The 23,749-nt window shown below is 33.2% G+C and carries 17 protein-coding genes and 1 rRNA gene; 11 read left to right on the top strand and 7 right to left on the bottom strand.

All coding sequences use genetic code 11. From position 1 onward, the window contains the following. The first annotated feature begins 134 nt into the window (after positions 1 to 134). Positions 135 to 719, top strand: a complete 585-nt coding sequence (locus tag KKQ76_RS12275) for a ribonuclease HII (protein WP_213197370.1) — start codon at positions 135 to 137, stop codon at positions 717 to 719. 57 nt (positions 720 to 776) lie between these two features. On the opposite strand, the gene yidC is transcribed toward KKQ76_RS12275, so the two are convergent. Beyond that, a complete protein-coding gene (gene yidC / locus KKQ76_RS12270; RefSeq protein ID WP_213197369.1) occupies positions 777 to 2,582 on the bottom strand; it encodes a membrane protein insertase YidC in 1,806 nt (601 codons plus the stop codon). A 146-nt stretch (positions 2,583 to 2,728) separates the two neighbouring features. After that, positions 2,729 to 4,336 (bottom strand): CTP synthase, encoded by a 1,608-nt coding sequence (locus tag KKQ76_RS12265; protein WP_213197368.1) that lies wholly within the window; start codon positions 4,334 to 4,336, stop codon positions 2,729 to 2,731. A 106-nt stretch (positions 4,337 to 4,442) separates the two neighbouring features. On the opposite strand from KKQ76_RS12265, the gene radA reads away from it, so the two are divergent. Both radA and KKQ76_RS12255 read left to right on the top strand, forming a co-directional pair. Further along, entirely contained in the window at positions 4,443 to 5,792 is a 1,350-nt protein-coding gene (gene radA, locus KKQ76_RS12260) for a DNA repair protein RadA (protein ID WP_213197367.1), read from the top strand. A 123-nt stretch (positions 5,793 to 5,915) separates the two neighbouring features. Further along, complete coding sequence (locus KKQ76_RS12255; RefSeq protein ID WP_213197366.1) at positions 5,916 to 6,536, top strand: acyl carrier protein phosphodiesterase; 621 nt, start codon at positions 5,916 to 5,918, stop codon at positions 6,534 to 6,536. On the opposite strand, the gene KKQ76_RS12250 is transcribed toward KKQ76_RS12255, so the two are convergent. After that, positions 6,493 to 6,993 carry a DUF6702 family protein gene (locus KKQ76_RS12250; RefSeq protein ID WP_213197365.1) on the bottom strand — a complete coding sequence of 167 codons (501 nt, stop codon included), beginning with the start codon at positions 6,991 to 6,993 and terminating at the stop codon, positions 6,493 to 6,495. The genes KKQ76_RS12255 and KKQ76_RS12250 overlap by 44 nt on opposite strands. A 64-nt stretch (positions 6,994 to 7,057) precedes the next feature. On the opposite strand from KKQ76_RS12250, the gene KKQ76_RS12245 reads away from it, so the two are divergent. From KKQ76_RS12245 to uvrC, 7 genes are all read left to right on the top strand, one after another. Continuing rightward, complete coding sequence (locus KKQ76_RS12245; RefSeq protein ID WP_213197364.1) at positions 7,058 to 7,633, top strand: HupE/UreJ family protein; 576 nt, start codon at positions 7,058 to 7,060, stop codon at positions 7,631 to 7,633. Between the two features lie 112 nt (positions 7,634 to 7,745). Then, positions 7,746 to 10,130, top strand: a complete 2,385-nt coding sequence (locus tag KKQ76_RS12240; RefSeq protein ID WP_213197363.1) for a M1 family metallopeptidase — start codon at positions 7,746 to 7,748, stop codon at positions 10,128 to 10,130. A gap of 187 nt (positions 10,131 to 10,317) precedes the next feature. Further along, a complete protein-coding gene (locus tag KKQ76_RS12235; RefSeq protein WP_069800539.1) occupies positions 10,318 to 10,596 on the top strand; it encodes a co-chaperone GroES in 279 nt (92 codons plus the stop codon). 103 nt (positions 10,597 to 10,699) lie between these two features. Beyond that, positions 10,700 to 12,328: a chaperonin GroEL gene (gene groL, locus KKQ76_RS12230; RefSeq protein ID WP_213197362.1), complete on the top strand. Its 1,629-nt coding sequence runs from the start codon at positions 10,700 to 10,702 to the stop codon at positions 12,326 to 12,328. 176 nt (positions 12,329 to 12,504) lie between these two features. Further along, complete coding sequence (locus KKQ76_RS12225) at positions 12,505 to 15,645, top strand: UvrD-helicase domain-containing protein (RefSeq protein ID WP_213197361.1); 3,141 nt, start codon at positions 12,505 to 12,507, stop codon at positions 15,643 to 15,645. A gap of 20 nt (positions 15,646 to 15,665) precedes the next feature. Further along, positions 15,666 to 16,184 (top strand): TonB-dependent receptor plug domain-containing protein, encoded by a 519-nt coding sequence (locus KKQ76_RS12220; RefSeq protein ID WP_213197360.1) that lies wholly within the window; start codon positions 15,666 to 15,668, stop codon positions 16,182 to 16,184. Positions 16,185 to 16,275: 91 nt separating this feature from the next. Next, positions 16,276 to 18,066 (top strand): excinuclease ABC subunit UvrC, encoded by a 1,791-nt coding sequence (gene uvrC / locus KKQ76_RS12215; protein ID WP_213197359.1) that lies wholly within the window; start codon positions 16,276 to 16,278, stop codon positions 18,064 to 18,066. Between the two features lie 171 nt (positions 18,067 to 18,237). Here the strand turns inward: uvrC and KKQ76_RS12210 are convergent, their stop codons facing one another. The 3 genes from KKQ76_RS12210 to KKQ76_RS12200 form a co-directional block, all read right to left on the bottom strand. Further along, a complete protein-coding gene (locus KKQ76_RS12210) occupies positions 18,238 to 19,017 on the bottom strand; it encodes a hypothetical protein (RefSeq protein ID WP_213197358.1) in 780 nt (259 codons plus the stop codon). A 234-nt stretch (positions 19,018 to 19,251) separates the two neighbouring features. Further along, entirely contained in the window at positions 19,252 to 20,331 is a 1,080-nt protein-coding gene (locus KKQ76_RS12205; RefSeq protein ID WP_213197357.1) for a putative type IX sorting system protein PorV2, read from the bottom strand. Between the two features lie 15 nt (positions 20,332 to 20,346). Further along, a complete protein-coding gene (locus KKQ76_RS12200) occupies positions 20,347 to 21,246 on the bottom strand; it encodes a DMT family transporter (RefSeq protein WP_213197356.1) in 900 nt (299 codons plus the stop codon). A 440-nt stretch (positions 21,247 to 21,686) separates the two neighbouring features. Between KKQ76_RS12200 and KKQ76_RS12195 the strand changes: the two genes are divergently transcribed. Beyond that, the gene (locus tag KKQ76_RS12195; RefSeq protein WP_213197355.1) at positions 21,687 to 23,315 is read left to right on the top strand and encodes an acyl-CoA carboxylase subunit beta; all 1,629 of its coding nucleotides are present in this window, start codon (positions 21,687 to 21,689) and stop codon (positions 23,313 to 23,315) included. Positions 23,316 to 23,575: 260 nt separating this feature from the next. On the opposite strand, the gene rrf is transcribed toward KKQ76_RS12195, so the two are convergent. Continuing rightward, positions 23,576 to 23,683, bottom strand: a 5S ribosomal RNA gene (gene rrf, locus KKQ76_RS12190). Positions 23,684 to 23,749 lie beyond the last annotated feature (66 nt).

The following is a 23,749-nucleotide window of genomic DNA, read 5'->3' as shown; positions in this document are numbered from 1 at the left end:
ATCAAATTAAATTTTTCAATGATACAAAAATGCAAAACATTCTTAACATATACAAACTTTTTGTTAAAAAAACCTTAAAGAATCATTAACTTTGTAATGTTTTCAATAACGTTATTGATTTTTTGTTAAAATTTATGGAATTGATAAAAAAATGGTCTGAAAATTACGTCGAGGCTGGGTGTGATGAAGTAGGAAGAGGTTGCTTATGTGGTCCTGTAGTGGCTGCAGCAGTGATTTTAGAAGATAATTTTGAGCAAAATTTAGTTAATGACTCTAAAAAACTAAATTTTAAAACACGTTTAGAGCTAGATGATTACATTAAAAATAATGTAAAAGATTATGCTATTGCAGAACTTTCGCCTGCGTTTATAGACCAGCAGAATATTCTTAACGCAAGCATACATGCTATGCATAATGCTCTTGATAAACTTACAATAAGACCAGAATTAATTTTAGTGGATGGGAATAAGTTTCATCCTTATAATTTTATACCTCATCAGTGTATTATAAAAGGAGATTCTAAAATATTATCTATTGCTGCGGCTTCTATTCTTGCTAAAAATTACAGAGACCAACTCATGATTCGGTTACATGAAGAGTTTCCCGAATACGGTTGGAATAAAAACATGGGATACGCTACTAAAGTTCACATAGAAGCTTTGAAGAAATATGGCCCCACAAAATATCATCGACAATCATTTAGATTAAACTATGACTAAACCTAATAAAAAAGTCGGTTAAATTTTTTAACCGACTTTTTCTATTTTTAAATTGAATTATTTCTTATTCATTTTTTTGCGTTGCTCTTCTTGCATTTTTTGTTGCTCTTGAGCTTTTTCCATCATTTCACGCATACGTTTCTGGAATTTTCCTTCTGGTTTTGGTGCTTTAGATTTATTTTGTTGAATCTGAGCATGAATTTTCTTTTCATCTAAAATCCAATATTTTATCGCAAGGATAATTAATATATTTAAAGCATTCGAAACAAAATAATACCAAGAAAGTCCCGAAGAAGATGTGTTCAAGAAGAAGAAGAATGTAATTGGGAAAATATACATTATAATTCTCATATCTGGCATTCCTTCTTGCTGTGGTTGTTGCATTTGTCCAGAAGTCATGATTGTATAAATCAAAACTACAATGGTACATGCTACCGCAAAAATACTGATATGCTCCCCGATTAATGGAATATTAAATGGCAATTTAATTAAATCATCATAAGCAGTAAGGTCATTAGCAAACCAGAACCCTTTTCCTCTTAAGTCAATCATATTCGGGAAGAAACGGAAAAGCGCATAGAAAATAGGAATCTGAACCAGCGCTGGTAAACAGCCCGCCATTTGATTGATTCCGGCTTTTCTGTAAATTTCCATAGTTGCCTGTTGACGCTTCATAGCGTTTTCTTGACCTTTAAATTTCTCTGTAACTTCTTCTATTTCTGGTTTTACCACTTTCATCATCGCACTCAATTTGTGCTGCTTAAACATCACTGGAGACAAGATAAGTTTAGTGGCAATAGTCATTAAGAAAATTACCCAACCTGCTGCAATTCCCCAATCTGACAACCAATTATATACCGGCACAAAGAAGATTCTGTTCAAAGTTCCTATGAAACTCCAACCTAAAGGTAATATTGTGTCAAATTCTTTTCCTTCAAAAGTTTTAAGCAATGGCAAATCAAGTGGTAAGAAATACCATTTGAAATTTTGATTCAATTCATTTCCTGCCAATTTTACTTGACCATCAAAATTGAATTTTTTCAAAAATTCTCCTTTTTCTATTGTTTCTTGAGTTCCTTTAGTTTGCGTAAAACCATTAGTAGACTCTATAATAGAAGTAAAAAACTGTTGTTTAACAGCTAACCAATTTAAGGTTTCTTCTGGCTCTTCAAATCCATTGGTATCATAATCGGTAGAACCATAATTATCAAAAGCATAATTAAATTCTGAATGGGTTTGTTCTTGCGAACGTCCTTTTTCCATTCCTCTTACGGTATAATTCCAGTGAAAATCTGCTTTTTCATCTGTAACAATAGAAGATAAACCTTGAGTTTTAACATTAAAATCTAAAGTATAATTATCTAAAAGTTGATACACGTACTGAATTGTAGCGCCAGAAACTTGAGCAGTCATGGTAACAGTATTATCCTTTACGCTAGGCACAAAAACTAGATCTTTTGTATTAAAAGTTTTTCCTGTTTTGTCTTTAAACTGAAATCCGTAACTAGAATTATTTTTCTCTATTAAATAAAGTGGCAAATCATGCTTATCGGTTTTAGCATTATAAGCTTTGTATTGATTAATTTCCACAGACGAAAGTTGACCTCCTAAACTTGCAAATTCTAAAGTAAGTTCTTTATTTTTTACCGTAACATTTTTTATTGCTGCTGCATTTACTGTAGCATTAATATTGTTAGCAATAGTTTTAGAAGCTACTTTTTGCTCCGTTTTTGCTTTAGCATCTGCTACTTGTTTTTCGTCTGATTGTTTGTTTTGAAAATAAAACATGAAAGCCATCAAAATGGCAGAAAAAATCACAAAACTAATCAGTTGATTTTTATCTAATCCGTTATTCTTTTGCATTACTTTAATTTAAGATTTGAAATTTAAGATTTGAGATTTAATTTTCTCAAATAGCATTCCTTTTTAATTTGGGTGACAAAAATATGAAATTTTTGTCAGATTGTCATTTCTAAAAAATTAAACTCTCAAAAATGAGAGTTTAAGATTTATTTTTCTGTAGCTGCTTTTACCAAAGCTACAAACAGCGGATGTGGTGTAGCTACAGTACTTTTATATTCTGGATGATACTGAACACCTATATAAAAAGGATGATTTTTCAGCTCCAAAGTTTCTACTAATTTAGTATCTGGATTAATTCCCGAAGCGTACAATCCATTTTTCTCGAAATCTTCTAAATAATCTGAGTTAAACTCGTAGCGATGACGGTGTCTTTCGGTAATATTTTTGTTTCCGTAGATTTCTATAAGTTTAGTATGAGGTTTTAATTGACACTTCCAAGCGCCCAACCTCATCGTACCACCTTTATCTACTACATTTTTTTGTTCTTCCATTAAAGAAATAACAGGGTTTTTAGTCGTTAAATCAAATTCTGCAGAATTAGCATCTTTTAATCCCAAAACATTTCTCGCAAATTCGATGGTCATAATCTGCATTCCGAGACAAATTCCCAAAAGCGGAATTTTATTTTCTCTAGCAAATTTTGCCGCAAGAATTTTTCCTTCAATTCCTCTATCGCCAAAACCTGGAGCGATAAGCATCCCATCAATTCCTTTGAAATTTTCTGCTAAATTTTCTTCGGTTAAATCGCCACTGTAAACCCATCTCAGTTTTACTTCAGTATCTTGTGAAGCTCCTGCATGAATAAATGCTTCGGCAATAGATTTGTAAGAATCTTGAAGCGAAACATATTTTCCAACTAAAGCGATTTCAACTTTTTTCTTAGGATTTTTATATTTTTTAAGGAAGTTTTTCCAATCTTTTAAATCAGATTCTTGATTCACTGGCAAAGCCAATTCTTTAAGAACTACTTCATCAAATTTTTGTTTTTGTAATTCTAACGGAACTTGATAAATCGTTTCTACATCTATACTTTCGATTACATTTTCTGCAGGAACGTTACAGAATTGTGCCAGTTTAGCTTTAATTTCTTTGGTAATTTTATGCTCTGTTCTGCACACCAAAACATCTGCTTGAATTCCGCTTTCCATTAATTGTCTTACAGAATGCTGAGAAGGTTTGGTTTTCAATTCGCCACTTGCAGCAAGGTAAGGAAGCAAGGTAAGATGAATGACCATAGAATTATTTTCGCCGAGTTCCCATCTTAATTGACGAACACTTTCTATATAAGGTAATGATTCTATATCTCCTACTGTTCCGCCAATTTCTGTAATGATGATATCATAATTTTCTTTAGCAAGAATTTTTATTCTGCGTTTAATTTCATTAGTAATATGTGGAATTACCTGAACGGTTTTACCTAGGAAATCTCCTTTTCTTTCTTTTTCTATTACAGTTTGATAGATTTTTCCTGTAGTAACGTTATTATTCTGAGAAGTGGCAGAATCTAGAAATCTTTCGTAGTGACCCAAATCTAGGTCGGTTTCTGCACCATCTTCCGTTACATAACATTCTCCATGTTCATAAGGATTAAGCGTTCCTGGATCTATATTAATGTAAGGGTCAAGCTTTTGGATGGTTACATTAAATCCTCGGGATTTTAAAAGCAGGCCAAGTGAAGCCGAAACAATGCCTTTTCCCAAAGACGAAGTTACACCTCCTGTCACAAAGATGTATTTGGTATTCTTTTTACTCATTAGATTAGGTTTGTGCAAAGTTAATGGATTTTGACTAAAGTCCCAAAAACGATTAATTATTTCAAAAATTCTGTAAATTGCAACATCATTTATCAATTATAAATCTGTGGCAAAAATAAAAACAGCATACTATTGTCAGAAATGTGGAACGCAATATCCACAATGGCACGGACAATGCAAAAACTGTGGAGAGTGGAATACTTTAGTAGAAGAAATTGTAGAAAAAAAATCTTCTCACTATGATATTCTAGGAAGCGGGAAACAAAAAATCATTAACATTACCGAAGTAGAAACAGGAACAGAAATTCGTCTGAAAACTGTTTCAGAAGAACTGAACCGTGTTTTAGGAGGCGGAATTGTTCTAGGCTCTGTTATTCTCATTGGTGGCGAACCTGGAATTGGTAAATCTACGCTTCTACTACAACTTGCCTTAAAAATGAAGAAGAAAATTCTTTATGTTTCTGGTGAAGAAAGCGCTTCGCAAATTAAAATGCGCGCCGACAGAATTACAGATGTTCAAAACCCAAACTGTTTCCTCTACACCGAAACTTCTATCGAAAAAATCTTGATGGAAGCCAAAAATCTACAGCCAGATTTGATGATTGTAGACTCTATTCAAACTTTACAATCTCAATTGCTAGAAAGTGCTGCAGGAACGGTTTCACAGATTAGAGAATGTTCTGGAGAATTGATAAAATTTGCCAAAGAAAAAAACATCCCAGTTATTTTGGTTGGCCACATTACCAAAGACGGACAAATTGCTGGGCCGAAAGTTCTGGAACACATGGTAGACGTGGTTTTGAATTTTGACGGAGACAGAAATCACCTTTTCAGATTACTAAGAGCTCAGAAAAACCGTTTTGGTTCCACTCAAGAAATTGGGATTTACGAAATGGTGACTCAAGGTTTAAAAGAAATTAAAAATCCTTCGGAAATCTTAATCACCAAAAAATTTGAAGAACTTTCTGGGAATGCAGTTGCCGTTACTTTGGAAGGAAACAGGCCCATGCTTTTAGAAATTCAAGCTTTGGTTTCTACTGCAGTTTACGGAACTCCGCAACGCAGTTGTACTGGTTTTGATAGCAAAAGATTGAACATGCTTCTTGCTGTTTTAGAAAAACGCGCTGGTTTTATGTTGGGCGTAAAAGACGTTTTCCTGAATATTACAGGTGGAATAAAAACAGACGATCCCGCCCTTGATTTGGCGGTAATCGCAGCAGTTCTAAGCAGCAACGAAGATTTAGCCATTTCGGAGAAATATTGTTTTGCAGGTGAAATAGGTTTGAGTGGAGAAATTAGACCGATTCCTCAAATTGAGCAAAGAATTTCGGAAGCAGAAAAATTGGGCTACGAAAAGATTTTTGTATCCAACCTCAACAAAATTCCTAAAAGAAAATTCGGGATTAGAATAGAAGAAGTAAGTAAAATAGAAGAGTTCCACGAAAAACTTTTTTAAAGAATTCAAAAATTTATTTTGCTATTTTGAGCATTATTTTTTCGTTTTTTCAACTCAATAATTTTCATTAAATTTGAAAAAAGGGCGAATAATTAGATTTTCGTTTTTAAATTTTTAGATTAAATGAATTTCCTTGCACATACTTACCTTTCTTTTACCGACGAGCAAATCGTGGGGAATTTGATTGGTGATTTTATTAAAAATAAAAAGCGAGATCATTTATCAGAAGGGATTCAGCAAGGAATTACGTTGCATAGAGCTATTGATGCTTTTACGGATGTTCACCCAAAAGTTTTAGAAGCCAAAACCGTTTTCCAACCGATTGTAAGGTTGTATTCTGGTGCTTTTGTAGATGTGGTTTTTGATTATTTTTTAGCCAATGATAAAAATGTAAAATCTGCCAAAGAGTGGCGTGATTTTACCGCTCATGTTTATCAAGTTCTCAATAAACACGAAGCCATTTTACCTGAAAATTTCAGAAAAGTGCTTCCTAGAATGGAAAAAGACAATTGGCTCTACAATTATCGTTTTGATTGGGGAATGGAATACAGCATTAATAATGTATTGAACAAAGCAAAATATCTAGACAACTCTATTCCTGTATATGGATTTTTTCAGCATCACAAAGAGTTTTTGCGCTCTTGCTACGAAGAATTTTTCCCAGATTTACATCAGTTCTGTATCTCTCTGAATGATAATTTTAAAAAATCTGATACAGATATCGATCCGGATAGTTTAGTTTAGAACTTTTTCGTTCGCCATTTACAATAATGTGCACTATGTTCATTTGATCATCAAAAAAACTGTACAATAAACTCACTGCGGTTTCTACTTTCTTAGGCATTTCTGTCGCTTCAGATTCTAGATAGATATTAACAGATTCTTTATCTTCTTCAAAACCTAAATAATTGATTTTTAGAAATTTATTATTTGATTTCAATTTAAAATATTCTGCAAAATAATTTTCTAGAGCTTGGCCTAATCCTGCTTTACTTTTTTCTTCGCCGAAGTGTAACGTTTTATTATACTTGGCATTAAGACTATTTTCTAAATCGTCTAAGAAAAATTTGGCAGAAATCTCAAAAGTTTTGGTTTTAGCATTATAATTTATTTCCACCGAACCTACGTGATAAGGATGAATAGGTTTCGCTGAAGCTAAAAAAGCCAGTAAAAAAGTAAAAAGTAAGAAGAATTTTTTCATGCGTTCATTATTTAAAAATCCGTTCCGAAATTAATCATTATTTTCGTAACTCAAATTTTAAAACATGCAAGATTTTTTATTTTATTTACAATTAGGTTGGGAACACATCATCTCAAAAGACGCTCTAGATCATCAATTATTCATTTTGGCACTCATTGCTATTTTCAGTTTTAGAGATTGGAAAAAAGTTTTAATTCTAGTAACTGCATTTACGATTGGGCACTCTTTAACATTGGTTTTAAGCGCATTAGATGTGTTCAGATTTTCTTCTGATTGGGTAGAATTTTTAATTCCTTGCACTATCGTCTTCACTGCTTTGGACAACATTATTTTTTCTAAAAACGAGAAAAAACTCATACAACTTAATTATTATTTAGCTTTATTATTCGGTTTAATTCACGGAATGGGATTTGCCAATTCTGTAAGAATGATGCTCGCAAGTGAACAAGACATTACTTTACCGTTATTTGGATTTAACGTAGGACTAGAATTAGGGCAAATTGTAGTCGTAGCCATCGCACTATTCATACATTACATTTTCTCGGAAGTTCTGAAACTTTCTAATAAAATTTGGATTTACATTATATCTGTTCCTATCTTCATTTTTGCCCTAAAAATGGCATTAGAAAGAATTCCTTAACCAATTTTATCTGCATAGCACCACATTAACAGTTATTTTTTATAAAAAAACATGCTCTGTTGTAACAAATTTTTATATTTGTTAACAAATCAATAAAAATTAAAAATTTACAATGAAAAAAGTTCTAAGTATTTTTGTTTTTCTTTACGCTTTCGTAAGTACTTCCGCCCAAAACCACCAGAATAATCCAGGGAGCAATCATGGAAATAAATTCGAGCAACTAGGAACCATTTTACCTACGCCAAACAGTTACAGAACCGCTTCTGGAGCACCTGGTCATGAATATTGGCAACAACGTGCTGATTATGAAATCAATGCATATCTAGACGAGGAAAAACTTAACTTAAAAGGCTCAGAAACAATTACTTATTACAATAATTCGCCAGACGAATTAGAATATATTTGGTTACAATTAGATGAAAACGATACCAGCAACACAAAAGATGCAGGTTATCAATCTTCTTCTACTTTAGCTAAACAAATTTCATCTGATAGATTAAAAGCTACTGAATTACCCGTAAAAGATAATGGTTTCGGGATTAATTTAGAAAAAGTAACAGATGCGAATGGTAATGCGCTTTCTTATGTGGTTAATAAAACCATGATGAGAATAGATTTACCTAAAAAATTAAAAAAAGGGGAAACTTTTAAATTTAAAATCGATTGGAATTATAACATTCCAGATAGAATGAAGCAAGGAGGAAGAGGCGGTTATGAATTCTTCCCAGAAGATGGCAACCACCTTTTTACCATGACACAATGGTATCCTAGACTTTGTGTTTATTCGGACAATCAAGGTTGGCAAAATCACCAATTTACAGGTCGTGGAGAATTCACCCTTACTTTTGGAAATTTCAAAGTAAATATGAATGTTCCTGCTGATCATATTGTAGCTTCTACAGGTTCTGGAAAAAATTTCTCAGAAGTTTTAACCGCTGAACAGTTTGCAAGATGGCAAAAAGCGCAAAATACTAAAGAACCAATAGAAATCGTTACACTAGACGAAGCTAAAAAAGCAGAAAAATCTAAATCAAAAAACAGAAAAACTTGGACTTTCGAAGCAGAAAATGTAAGAGATTTCGCTTGGACTTCTTCTAGAAAATACATCTGGGATGCAATGCCTCAATTGATTGAAGAAAATAACAATAAAGTAATGTGTATGAGTCTTTATCCTAAAGAAGCATACAATTTATACAGAAAATATTCTACTAAAGCAGTAGCACATACGATTAAAACCTATTCAGAATTCACGATTCCATATCCATATCCAGTAGCTCAATCTATAGAAGCATCAAACGGTATGGAATATCCTATGATTTGTTTCAACTACGGTAGAACAGAAAAAGACGGAACCTATTCAGAAGGAATCAAAAACGGAATGATTGGAGTAATTATCCACGAAGTAGGACATAATTTCTTCCCGATGATTATCAATTCAGACGAAAGACAATGGTCTTGGATGGATGAAGGCCTTAATACTTTTGTAGAATATCTTACCGAAGAACTTTGGGATAATAAATTCCCTTCAAGAAGAGGACCAGCTCACACCATTGTGAACTACATGAAATTGCCAAAAGACCAATTAGAGCCTATCATGACCAACTCTGAAAACATTATTCATTTCGGCCCTAATGCTTACGCAAAACCTGCAACTGGTCTTAATATTTTGAGAGAAACCATCATGGGAAGAGAACTTTTTGACAAAGCTTTCAAAACATATTCTAAAAGATGGGCGTTCAGACATCCTGAACCTGCAGATTTATTCAGAACGATGGAAGATGCTTCTGGTGAAGATTTAGACTGGTTCTGGAGAGGATGGTTCTACAGCACAGATGCAGTAGACATAGCCATAGACAAAGTTACTGTTGCAACTCCAGATTTTGACGGAAAACCACAAGCTAGAGATTTTAAATATAAAGTAGACGAACCACAAGTAAATGACTTCGAAGACATTTCGAAAATCAGAAATAAAGAAGATAAGAAAATTACTTTCAAAACAGACGAAGACCAATCTTTAAGAGACTTCTATTGGAGATACGCAAGAGGTTTAGAAAAAGTAGACACTCAAAAAGAATACACCATAAAAGGTGACGCTCCAAAAAATCTTGACACCAAAGAAAGAGAAAGTCTAAAAAATATCACAGGCTACCAAATTGACTTCTCTAACAAAGGAGGAATGGTAATGCCTCTTATCTTAGAATTCACTTTCGAAGATGGAACTAAGTTAAATGACAAAATCCCAGCGCAAATCTGGAGATCAGATGAGAAAAAAGTTTCGAAAACATACTATTTTGACAAAAAATTAAAGTCAATTCAATTAGACCCAATGTTAGAAACTGCCGATATTGACACCACTAATAACCTATGGACTGCTGATAAAGTTACACCAGAAAGCACTTCTAAATTCCAAGTGTTCAAACAGAACCAAGAAAACAGAAGAAGAGGAGCTGCTGCTGGAATGGTAAACCCAATGCAAGCCGCAGGAAAGAAAAATTAAACCTTAAATAATTGATATAACCCTGAAGCCACTCACAAAAAATGAGTGGCTTTTTTCTGCCAAAATTTCACTTCATTTTGAGAAAAATCTGCCAAATTATCTCTCACTTTTCAATTTACATTGGAGAATTACCATTGGCACAGAATTGGAGAATTCCATCACAGAAAATTTAAAAATAATTATACATATGTCAGTAAATTTTAAACCATTAGCAGACAGAGTTTTAGTAGAACCTGTACAAGCAGAAACTAAAACAGCATCAGGAATCATTATTCCTGACACCGCAAAAGAAAAACCACAAGAAGGAACTGTAGTTGCTGTTGGCAACGGAAAACCAGACGAACCAATGACAGTAAAAGTTGGCGATAGAGTTCTTTACGGTAAATATGCCGGTTCAGAATTAAAACTAGACGGTAAAGATTATTTAATTGTAAGAGAAAGTGATTTATTAGGAATTATTGGATAAGCTTTCCGCAATCAGCAGTTAGCTTTCCGCATTTGGAAAGAAAATAAAATTTAATATTAATTATGCTGAAAGCCGAAAGCCGACAGCAAAAAGCAAAAATATTATGGCAAAAGAAATAAAATTCGATATTGAATCAAGAGACGCCCTAAAAAGAGGTGTTGATGCATTAGCAAATGCAGTAAAAGTAACTTTAGGACCTAAAGGAAGAAACGTAGTGATTGAAAAAGCTTTTGGTGCTCCTCACGTAACTAAAGACGGTGTTTCTGTAGCAAAAGAAATTGAGCTAGAAGATAAAGTAGAAAATATGGGTGCTCAAATGGTGAAAGAAGTTGCTTCTAAAACCAATGACATTGCTGGTGATGGTACTACTACCGCTACTGTTTTAGCTCAAGCTATCGTAAGAGAAGGTCTTAAAAACGTAGCTGCAGGTGCTAATCCTATGGATTTAAAAAGAGGAATTGACAAAGCGGTAACTGCTGTTGTAGAAAACCTTAAATCTCAATCTCAATCTGTAGGTGATTCTGCCGAAAAAGTAAAACAAGTAGCTTCTGTTTCTGCAAATAATGACGATACTATCGGTTCATTAATCGCTGAAGCGTTTTCTAAAGTAGGTAAAGAAGGTGTAATTACTGTAGAAGAAGCAAAAGGTACTGATACTACTGTAGATGTAGTAGAAGGTATGCAATTCGATAGAGGTTACCAATCTGCATATTTCGTAACGAATGCTGAGAAAATGGTTGCGGAACTAGATAATCCTTATATTCTTTTGGTTGAGAAAAAAATCTCTTCTATGAAAGAATTATTGCCAGTTCTAGAACCAGTTGCTCAACAAGGAAAATCTCTTTTAATTATTTCTGAAGAAGTAGAAGGCGAAGCTTTAGCAACTTTAGTAGTAAACAAATTAAGAGGTTCTCTTAAAATTGCTGCCGTTAAAGCTCCTGGTTTCGGAGACAGAAGAAAAGCAATGTTAGAAGACATCGCTATCTTAACTGGCGGACAAGTAGTTTCTGAAGAAAGAGGCTTCAATATGGACAATGTTACGATTGAAATGTTAGGTAGAGCAGAAAAAGTAACTATCGACAAAGACAATACAACCATCGTAAACGGAGCTGGTAACGAAGAAGAAATCAAAGGTAGAATAAACCAAATTAAAGCTCAAATGGAATCTACTACTTCTGATTATGATAAAGAAAAATTGCAAGAAAGATTGGCTAAATTAGCTGGTGGGGTTGCTGTTCTTTACGTAGGTGCTGCTTCTGAAGTAGAAATGAAAGAGAAAAAAGACAGAGTTGACGATGCACTTCACGCAACAAGAGCTGCTGTAGAAGAAGGAATTGTAGCTGGTGGTGGTGTTGCTTTAGTAAGAGCAATTTCTGCACTAGACAATCTTTCTGGAGCGAATCAAGATGAATCTACTGGTATCAAAATCGTAAAAAGAGCCATCGAAGAACCATTGAGACAAATCGTTGCAAATGCAGGTGGTGAAGGTTCTGTAATCGTAGCAAAAGTAGCAGAAGGAAGCGGAGATTTCGGTTATAATGCTAAAACTGATGAGTATGTAAATATGCTAGAAGCAGGAATTATAGACCCAACTAAAGTAACAAGAGTTGCCTTAGAAAACGCTGCTTCTGTATCTGGAATGCTATTAACTACAGAATGTGTAATCACAGAAGTTCCAAAACCAGAAAGTGCAATGCCACCAATGGGAGGCGGAATGCCAGGAATGATGTAATAGCAATTCGCTAAAACAATAAATTTTAAAATCCGTTCATTTTTTTTGGACGGATTTTTTTATTCAACGATTTGAAACTTTTTTTACTTTTGAAATGCTTACTTCAAAAATTTCTTTTATCACTTTTGCGGTTTTAAAAATTTTTTATTTCCAAAAAATTTCAAGAAATTAGTAAAATGAAACCATATATCGCCATCAATGCTTCTGCCGGTTCTGGTAAAACCTACACTTTGGTACAAAGAGTGTTGATGATTTGCCTTGAAAATCCTTATCAAAAAGACGCTATTCGTCATATTTTGGCGCTCACTTTTACCAATAAAGCAGCCAACGAAATGAAGGAAAGAATTCTTTCTTGGCTCAAAGAATTTACCCAAGAAAACTACGCTGAAAACGATAAATTGCTCGGAATTCAACAAAAATTTGAAGAACAAGGCAAGAAAATTACATTAGACGATTTACACCAGCGTTCGCAGAAAGTGCTCGATTATATTTTGCACAACTACTCTACTTTAAACATCGGTACGATTGATAAATTCAACGCCAAATTGGTGAGAAGTTTTTCTTACGAATTGGGTTTAGCTCAAAATTTTAACTTAGAAATTCAACCAGAACCTTTCTTGATTGAAGCGGTGGATCAAATGCTCAATAAAATTGGTGAAGACGAACAAATTTCCGAAGCTTTTCTTGATTATGTAAATTACAGTCTCGACCAAAATGAGCGTGTCAACATCAACAAAACCCTACTCGATTCTGCTAAAGAATTTGTGAATGATAAGCATTATCATTGGCTCGAAGAAAATAAAGATTTCGATTGGAAAGCTTATGAAAACACCAAAAATAACATCAGAAAAGAAATCAAAGAACTCAAAGAAAATTCTAAAAAAATTGCCCAAGATTCTTTAGATTTAATTAAAAACAACGGTTTAGAAATCGAAGATTTTGCTGGAGGAAAAACAAACGGAATAGGTAGTTTTTTTAAAAAATTTGAAGAAAAACAAGAACCTTTACTATATGAATCTGAAGAAAAAGAAATAGGAACTTTAGAAAATTTTCAAAAAGGTGCTTCTGTAAAAGGTAAAAAGAAAGAATCTGAAATTTTCGGAATTCTAGAAACTTTAATTGAAAACCGCAGAAAAATCATTCAAAATTATATTCTCGGAGAGAAAAAAGAGAAAATTCTAAGAGCATTATTGCCTTTGAAAGTTAACAAAGAAATTCAAGACCAATTGCAATTGATTGAAGATGAAAACGATTTGGTTTTGCTTTCAAAATTCAATGTTTTGATTAATGAAAACCTTCGAAACGAACCTTCTGCATTCATTTATGAAAAAGTGGGAACACAATTTCAGCATTATTTTTTCGATGAATTTCAAGATACTTCTGAATTACAATGGATGAATTTTCTTCCGCTTCGCGACCACAATATCGCTACCGAAAATTCTAGTTTTACGTTAGTTGGTGACCCTAAACAAAGCATTTATAGATTCAGAGGTGGAAATGCAGAAATAATGCTCGACATTATCAATAAAAAAGATTTTTCGCCAATTGAAGTGGAAATTGAGACGCTTCAACAAAACTTTAGAAGTGCCAAAAATATTGTGAAATTCAACAATGAATTGTATCATTTTTACGGAAGTTACCTGAATGAAGAACACGCAAAATTATTCGGGAAAGATGCTGAACAAAGCGCTTATTCAGAAAAAGAAGGTCGTGTAAAAGTTCATTTTTTAGAAAACGATTTGAAGGAAATTTATTACCAAGATTGCACCGAAAAAATGCAACAAGATTTGCAAGAGTGCATCAATAATGGATTTGAGTTTTCAGACATCACCATTCTTTGCCGTGGAAATAATGACATTTTCAATTTTTCTAAATTGTTGGGAAACTTAAAAGTAAACTATAAAGGCGAAGAAACGTATATTAAAACCATTTCGGAGAAAGGTTTAACACTCGAACTTTCGGGAACACTTCGTGCTTTGATTCAGTTTTTGTATTGGGAAACTTTTCCTAAAAACAGAAGATTTTTGGTAAAAATGATGTACGAATTAGAAAAATCTGGAAGAATAACAATGCAGGATTTTTCCGTGGAAATGAAGCAAATTTTAGAAATCGAAAGTAAAAAAGACATCGAAAATTTCATCAAAGAAAACTATGGGGTTGCACTGAAACAAGAAGATTTTCCGCATCTTAATTTGTACAATTTCATAGAATATTACATCCACGAATTTTCGGTGAAAGATAAAGAAACCGATTTCTTACTCAATTTTTTGGAATTGCTTTACAATTACACCCAAAATGCAGGCGCAACTTTGAAAGATTTTCTCAATTTTTGGGAAGAAGAAGGCAAAAACACGAGCATTCAAGCATCGGAAAATATTGATGCAGTACAATTGATGACCATTCACAAAGCAAAAGGTTTAGAATTCCCGATTGTATTTCTTCCGATGGAAAATGCACATAAGGACAATAAAATTCAAGATTGGTTTTCTTTGGAAGAAAATATCGCTTTGAAATCGGTAAATATTGGTGGTTTTGACAAAAAATTACAAACCTACGATTACCAAATTTCTAAATTTAACGAAGAAAATGCTTATAAAAATTTCATCGATAGATTATGTTTGCAATATGTAGCCACAACCAGACCTGTAGAACAGTTGTTTCTTTACGTTCAAAGACCATCAAAAGACACTAAAACGGGAGCAGAAAAACCATCAAATATTGAAATTTATGATTTTTTAAAATCTAAAAACACAGAAAATGTAGACAGTTTTGATGTTTTTAAAATTGATGAAAATGCTTTGAAAAAACAAAGTAAGAAAGAAGAAAAACAACACATTTCTCAACAAATTTCTTCTCTCACTCAAAAGCACGAAAAATCTGCCAATATCACGATTGCAACGCCTTCTAAAAACTACCAAGAAAGAAACGAAAAAGTAAGAAACGGAATTTTCACGCACGAAATTTTAGCAAAAATCAATACTAAAAACGATGTGGAAAAAGTTTTGAAATCTTATCTTTTAGAAGGATTAATTACTGAAACTGAAAAATCTGAAATCGCTGAAAGAATTTTTGAAATTATCGAAAAACATCCGAAATATTTTGCTGAAAATCAAGAAATTTTAAGCGAAAGAGAATTGATGATTGAAGGAAAAACTTACAGACCAGACAGAATGGTGAAAATAGATGACGCATGGTTTATCATCGATTTTAAAACAGGAAATCCGTCAGAAAAACATCAAAAACAAATTGATTTATACCAATCTGCAATGGAAAATCTCGGTAGAAAAATTGGTGGAGCCGAGTTGATTTATTTGTAACTTTATAAAAAATTAATACCATGAAAAAATTATTATTTTTCCTTGCTTTGTCTTTTGTTCAAATGAGTTTTGCTCAAGAAAATAACCTCAGAAAAATTATTTCTAACAACTCTCAGAATGTAAAAATCCGAGATAACAAAAACTCCCAAAATGTTCTATATGTGATTAACGGAATGCCAACTTTTTCTGATTGCTTTGCAATTAATGTTCAAAACATTGAAAGTATTAATGTTATAAAAGGAGAAAGAGCAACGGGATTATATGGTTATAGAGCAAAAAATGGAGTTTTAATCTTTAAAACTAAACCAAATACTCAATTTCTAAATTTTAAAAATATTGTTAAAGAATTTAAAATTTCAAAAGCGGACCAATTCTTGCCAATTGTGCTCAACAAACATTTCGTAGATGAAAAAGATTATCTCCTTTTAGATAAATCTGCCATCATTTCTGTGAAAATTTTAGAAGAACAACCGTTTGTAGAACCTGTTCTCTTACCAAAAGGAAAAGCAATTTATATTGAAACAATGGAAATGAAATAGTAGAGAATAAATAATTGAGATGTTTGTATGAAACGTTAAAATCTCGAAACTCGTATCTCGTATCTCATTACTTTTTCACTATTTTTGTTCAATGAATTCAAATCTCGAACTTCAACTCAAAACACTTCCTTCAGAACCCGGAGTTTACCGTTATTACGATAAAAACGGACAACTTTTGTATGTAGGAAAAGCCAAAAATTTGAAGAAAAGAGTGCTTTCTTATTTCAACAAAAATCAAAACGGTTACAGAACCAGAATTATGGTTTCTAAAATTGTACGATTAGAAACGACCGTTGTAAACTCTGAATATGACGCACTTTTATTAGAAAATAATCTAATCAAAGAACATCAGCCGTTTTACAATGTTATGTTGAAGGACGATAAGACCTATCCTTGGATTTGTATTAAAAACGAAAATTTCCCGCGTGTTTTTTTGACTAGAACCATCATCAAAGATGGAAGTGAATATTACGGACCTTATGCTAAAGTTCGTCCAGCAAAAATTTTATTGGAAACAATTAAAAATTTGTATAAAATTCGTTCTTGCAATTTAGATTTGGCCCCGAAAAAAATTGAAGACGGAAAATATAAAGTTTGCTTAGAATACCATATCAAAAATTGCAAAGGTCCTTGTGAAGGCTTAGAAAGTCTGGAAAGTTATGATGAAAAAATAGATGCCATCCGTGGAATTATCAAAGGAGATTTCCGAAAAGCGAGGAAATATTTAGAAGACGAAATGTTTCGTTTTGCTGCCAATTTAGAGTTTGAAGCAGCACAAAATGTAAAAGAAAGATTAGAGTTTTTAGAAGATTACCAAGCGAGAAATACGGTTGTAAATCCAAATATAGATGATGTAGATGTTTTCGGAATGACGAGTGATGAAACCGCAGCTTATGTGAATTTCTTCAAAATTAGAAACGGAAATATTGTCCAAAGTTTCACTACTGAAATCAAAAAAATGCTGGAAGAAACCGATGAAGAAATTTTGGAAGAAGCACTCATAGAAATCCGACAAAAATTCGCTTCGGAATCCAAAGAAATTTTGCTTCCTTTTCACTTGAATATAGAAATTCCGAATATAAAACTCATCGTTCCAAAAGTGGGTGACAAGAAACGAATTGTAGAACTTTCTGAAAAAAACGCCAAAGAATACAGACTCGAAAAACTGAAACAAGTTCAAATTGTAGATCCAGAAAGACACACCAACAGAATTATGGCAGAAATGCAAAAACTGCTCAGAATGCCAGTAGAACCTAGACATATTGAAGGATTTGACAATTCTAATATTCAAGGAAGTAATCCTGTTTCGGCTTGTGTCGTTTTCAAAGACGGAAAACCGAGTAAATCTGATTACCGAATTTTCCATGTAAAAACAGTAGAAGGACCGAATGATTTTGCAACGATGGAAGAAGTGATTTACAGACGTTACAAAAGAATGCTAGATGAAGGCGAAAATCTTCCGCAACTGATTTTGATTGACGGAGGAAAAGGTCAACTTTCGTCTGCAGTGAAAAGTTTGAAATTGCTTGGACTATACGGAAAAATTACGATTGTGGGAATTGCAAAACGTTTGGAAGAAATTTTCTTTCCAGAAGATCCAATTCCGTTGTATTTAGATAAAAAATCTGAAACTTTGAAAATTTTGCAAAGAGTTCGTGACGAAGCGCACCGTTTTGGCGTAAAACATCACAGAACGCGCAGAACCAACAATACCATAAAATCTGAATTGGAAGAGATACCTGGAGTTGGCGAAAAAACCATAGAATTGCTTCTGAAAAAACTAAAATCTGTAAAACGGGTAAAAGAAGCCAACCTAGAAACTCTGGAAGAAATTCTTGGGAAGCAAAAAGGGAAAATTGTTTGGGAGTTTTTTAATCAATAAAAAGATTTATTTATAAACCACAAAAGACACAAAAGAAATGTTTGAAAATATGTTTGCCAAAAGTAAAAAAAGTTTTCACTAATCACTTTTTTTACTTTTGGATAGCTTAGAATAAAATAAATCTTTAATCGCTTTTGCGGTTAAAAAAGGAAAAAATTGATACTCTGCTTTTTATTTCGCTGTAAAAACTTCTTTCTTATAATTCCCGTCATTGGTTGGAATTTCTATCACCAGATATCCGTTTTCTGAGTAACCTAGAGTAGAAGTTCCGTTTTCTAAAGTTACTCTGTAAACATCTGATTTTGTAGTATTTTTAAAAGTGGCAAAAGGAACAGAACTACTAGAACTTACCAAGATGAATTGATCTTTTGAAATCTGAATTTTTTGGAAACTCATTGTTCCGTTGCTATAAGATTCTGCTTTTTTGGAAACTTCTGCAGTTGCAGAATTTGTAGAAGCTACTACAGCCTGAACTGGCTTTTCTACAACGGTTTCTACTACGGTTTTTTCAGTTGGTTTTACTAAAATTTCTATTTCTTTAGGTTGAGAATTTTGTAAATTTTTGAGTGAAATATTCATCGCGTCTTGATAGCCTAACTCGAAATCCTTAATCATAGAAGTGCCTTTGGTTTCAAAAACTACATTTTTCTCGCAATTCGAAAACTGTAATTTCAGTCGGTTTCTAAACATATTAGAATCATTAAGTAAATCTGCATTTAAAACTTTGCAAGGATTTTGTCTTAATTCTAAAGGCCAGTTAACAATGTCATCTTGAATTACTTTATATTTCTTTGCTTCTAAAGATTTTTTCAAAAGGGTATTGAGATTATATTCATTTGCTTCAAAATCTTTGAATTTTTTGGGAACATAAATATATTCGTAGTCGGTAATATTTTGAGCGGAAAATATAAGGGTGAAAAACAAGAAAGCAAGTGCAAATGATTTTTTCATTGTGAGAAATTTTAGTGAAGTAAATGTAAAAAATAAATAAGTTCTAATAAAATTAATTTTCTGAAAAACGTGCTTACGAAGAAATGAAAGTGAAAAATAGCCCTGATTGAGCCTTTGTTTGAGCTCTTTTTGTTTTTTTGTCATTCTGAGAGAATTCGAAGAATCTAAAAAAAACAAAAAAGCGAGTGGCGAAAGCAGGTGAAAACGTGATTAGAAACTGAAAACGGGTTGCTTCTAATATCTAAAATCTCTCATATCCAATTTCAGAGAAAAGAAATTCGAGAAATAATTGCTGCCGCCAATTCCAGTATTGGTGATGGCGTAATCTAGCGTAAGTCCCTTGTATTTGATGCCAATTCCAGCGCTTGGTTGCATAGAAACTTTGCGTTTTAGGTCTTCGATATCGGTCACAGTTTGAAATCTATTGAGTCCAGCTCTCACAAAAATCATTTTCTGGAAACTGAGTTCCGCACCCAAATAAGGCGAAATACTCGCAAAATCTGTAGAAATTACTGCGGCGGTTTTGGCAAAATCTACATTAAGACCAGCTTCTGGCAATAATTCTAAATCCCTATTGATTTCAAAATTTTTGGAAACGCCTAGATTCAATTTAGGCATGGTAATTTCCATTTTATCTTTCGGAGCGGGATTGAATTCTTCTCCGTTTACTACTGTTGATAATTCTTTTTGGTTGATACTCCAAAAATTAACCGTAGTAGTGGCATCTCTCAGCATAGCTCCAAATTGGTAACCAGAATCTGCACGATAAATAGCTCCTGCATCAAATCCAAACCCAAAACCATTGGCAAATTTCCCAATATTTCGGTAAACAATTTTGGCATTAATTCCTACGCTTAGTTTTTGGTTTCCACCAGGACGAAAAGCATAAGAAATGATTCCTGCGTAATCTGAAGTGGAAAATTTAGAAATTTTATCATAATCTATGTTTCCTTCAGAGTCTATCATCTGAGTAGTGTTCAAAATATTATCAACTCCCAGTCTCACAATAGAAATTCCCAAAACGCCATCTTTAGAATCGAGCGCTTTGGCGAAAGAAATATAATCGTATTTAGCAATAGATTCAAAATATTCTGCGTGCATTGCTGCGCCTTGCCAATCGCTTTCTACTTCGGTTAAACCAGCTGGATTCCACATCGGAGCATAGACATCATTCTGATTAGAAATCACAGCGCCTCCCATTGCTAAACCTCTGGCTCCAGCTCCAATATTGAGAAATTCGTTAGAATATTTTCTTACGATTTGTGCGTTGCCAATGACTGACAAAAAGGTTAAAAGAAGTAAATATTTTTTCATCAAATTTGTTTAATATCACTCTTGAGTGTTTTCTATCGCTATTTCTTTGGATTTTTTTCTGGCTTTAATGACTCCGTTAATAACAATTGCCAAAATCATAACCAAAGAAGCTCCATAAAAAACAGCACTCATTTTTTCTGATTCTCCAAAGATAAAAAAAGCCAATATAATTCCATAAATAGGCTCTAAATTTACTGTAAGAATCAAGGTAAATGGTGAAATATACTTCATCAAATTCACTGACTCAAACATAGGATATGCTGTAAAAACACTCGCCAATAAGGTTAATAACGCTAAATCACGGTAACTTATTTCGCCAATTTGTGAAATTTGACCAGAAAAAACGTAATACAAACTAATCACCAGAAAACCTCCGAAAATTTCATAGAAAATAATATTTCCAGATGATGTTTTACCATATAATTTTCCGTTAAAAACTGAAAAAATAGTTCCGAGTAAAGCGCAAATTAACCCGTAAATAATTCCTAATTTATACTGAAATTCTACTTTGAAAATTAAGGAAATACAAATCACAATTACTATTCCCATCACAATCTCCGAAAGGTCTATTTTTCTTTTAAAAATAAGAGGTTCTAGCAGTGCAGCAAACAAGGTAGATGTTCCCAGACAACTCAGCGCAATAGATACATTAGAAACCTTAATAGAACTGAAGAAAAACAACCAGTGAAATGCCATTAAACTTCCTATTCCTACTAATTTTAAGAGCAATTTCTTAGAAACTTTTATGCTGTCTTTTTTGATAATCCTAATAAATAGATAGAGAAAAACCGAAGCAAAAAGCATTCTGTAAAAAACCAAAACTTCTGCATTCGCATGAATCAGTTTCCCCAAAATAGCAGTAAATCCCCATAAAAAAACAATCAAATGAAGCCTAAAAGTAGAAGTTTTATACATATCTCAAATTTTCTGTACAAAAATATCATTATTTTTCTATTTATCATTGGGTTTCCTCAAATCATTCCTATAAACACGCCCCGAATTTTCTTCGAAAATTCGGGGCGTTGCTCAAATAATAAACTATAAAAACTAATTAGGAAAAATAAATCATTAAATTCTTTTTATAAGTAACGGAAAAACAAGATTCAATATTTCTTAAAAATTAGTTAAATTTTTATTTTTTTTGGCGCCAATTTCGTGCTGTCGCCAGTCGCTTCCCGAAAAGCCAAATTCATTCCCATTTCATTTCGGGAGAGCTCCAACAATGGCTCCATCACGGGCGCAGTTCGGTCATAAAAACACTTTCAGAGTTAAAATTAAAATTTATGGTACATCTCATTCAGAATTCATTTCTTATTTTTTATAAAATGTGTATTTTTAGAGACACAAAATAAATTATGGACTTACAATTCAATAAAAACGAAGACACAAATAAACTCAGGCTTTCAGAAATTAATCAACTCTATGCCAAAATCAAAAAAGGTGGCGGGGAAAAAGCTTTACAAAAACAGCACGAACAAGGCAAACTCACTGCTAGAGAACGTATCGCTTATCTTCTTGATAATGATGATGAAGCGATAGAAATAGCAGCTTTTGCAGGTCACGAAATGTATGAAGAACATGGTGGCTGTCCAAGTGCAGGTGTAGTTGTGAAAATAGGGAAGATTTCTGGCAAACAATGTATTGTTGTAGCCAATGATGCTACCGTAAAAGCAGGAGCTTGGTTCCCTATTACAGGAAAGAAAAACCTTAGAGCGCAAGAAATCGCCATGGAAAACAGATTACCAATCATCTATTTGGTAGATTCTGCAGGTGTTTATCTTCCTATGCAAGACGAAATTTTCCCAGACAAGGAACATTTTGGCAGAATTTTTAGAAATAATGCGAAAATGTCTGCAATGGGAATTATCCAAATTTCTGCCATTATGGGAAGTTGTGTTGCAGGTGGTGCTTACCTTCCAATTATGAGTGACGAAGCCATGATTGTAGATAAAACAGGTTCTATTTTCTTAGCTGGAAGTTATTTGGTAAAAGCTGCAATTGGTGAAAATATTGACAATGAAACTTTGGGTGGAGCAACGACACATTGCGAAATTTCTGGAGTTACAGATTATAAAGCCAAAGATGACAAAAAAGCTTTAGACAGAATTAAAAACATTATGAAATCCATTGGTGATTTCGAAAAAGCAGGATTCGATAGGACAGAAAGTTTTCCTCCAAAAGAAAATCCAGAAGAAATTTTTGGTATTATCCCCGCTTCTAGAGCAGAACAATATGACACTTATGAAATCATCAAACGATTAGTTGATAATTCAGAATTCGAAGAATATAAACCAGATTATGGCAAAACTATTATTTGTGCTACAGCAAGAATTGATGGTTGGTCCGTAGGAATTGTAGCCAATCAAAGAAAAATGGTGAAATCTGGGAAAGGTGAAATGCAGTTTGGAGGTGTTATTTATTCAGATTCTGCAGATAAAGCTACTAGATTTATAGCCAATTGTAATCAAAGAAAAATTCCTTTGGTTTTCTTACAAGATGTAACTGGCTTTATGGTAGGTTCAAAATCAGAACATGGCGGAATCATAAAAGACGGTGCCAAAATGGTAAATGCAGTTGCCAATTCTGTTGTTCCTAAATTCACCATTATTACAGGTAATTCTTTCGGTGCAGGAAATTACGCCATGTGCGGAAAAGCTTATGACCCAAGATTAATTGTTTCTTGGCCTTGGGCAGAATTAGCCGTTATGGGAGGCTCTCAAGCAGCAAAAGTTTTGGTTCAAATTCAAGAATCTACTCTCAAAAAACAAGGAAAGGAAATTACAACAGAAGAACATAATAAACTTGTAGAGAAAATCACTCAGAACTATACCAAACAAACAAAAGTAGAATATTCTGCAGCTAGGATTTGGGTTGATGCTATTATCAATCCATTAGACACCAGAAAATGGGTATCTGCTGGTATAGAAGGGGCAAATAATTCTCCAATAACCGATAAGTTTAATTTGGGAGTTATCCAAGTATAATATATTTAAACATACATAAAATTATAAAGTAAAAAGCCTCTGTCCTTCATTAGAACAGAGGCTTTTTAATGCTATTTCTTCTTCAAATATAAATCCATGTTTATAATTTATATATGCAAGTCAATTTTCATGAGTATTTTCTCATTTAAAATATTATACTTTCAAAATGATATCTTCATAGATTGATAGATTGGATTAGATAGAATAGGTATAAAACAAAAAAATCCTCATCATTTGCATGATGAGGATTTAAAAATAAAAACTGGCGGCGACCTACTCTCCCGCGTTAGCAGTACCATCGGCGCTAGAGGGCTTAACTTCTGTGTTCGGAATGGGAACAGGTGAGCCCCTCTGCTAAAACCACCCTAAAGGCTTTATATGAGGGATTAGTTGTTAGGACTTAGGACTAGTTTTAAACTAAATCCTTAGCCTTT

Source organism: Cloacibacterium caeni (assembly GCF_907163105.1).
Classification (GTDB): Bacteria; Bacteroidota; Bacteroidia; order Flavobacteriales; family Weeksellaceae; genus Cloacibacterium; species Cloacibacterium caeni_A.
Note: the sequence above shows the minus strand (reverse complement) of the source record. Positions and strands in the feature narration are given on the sequence as shown.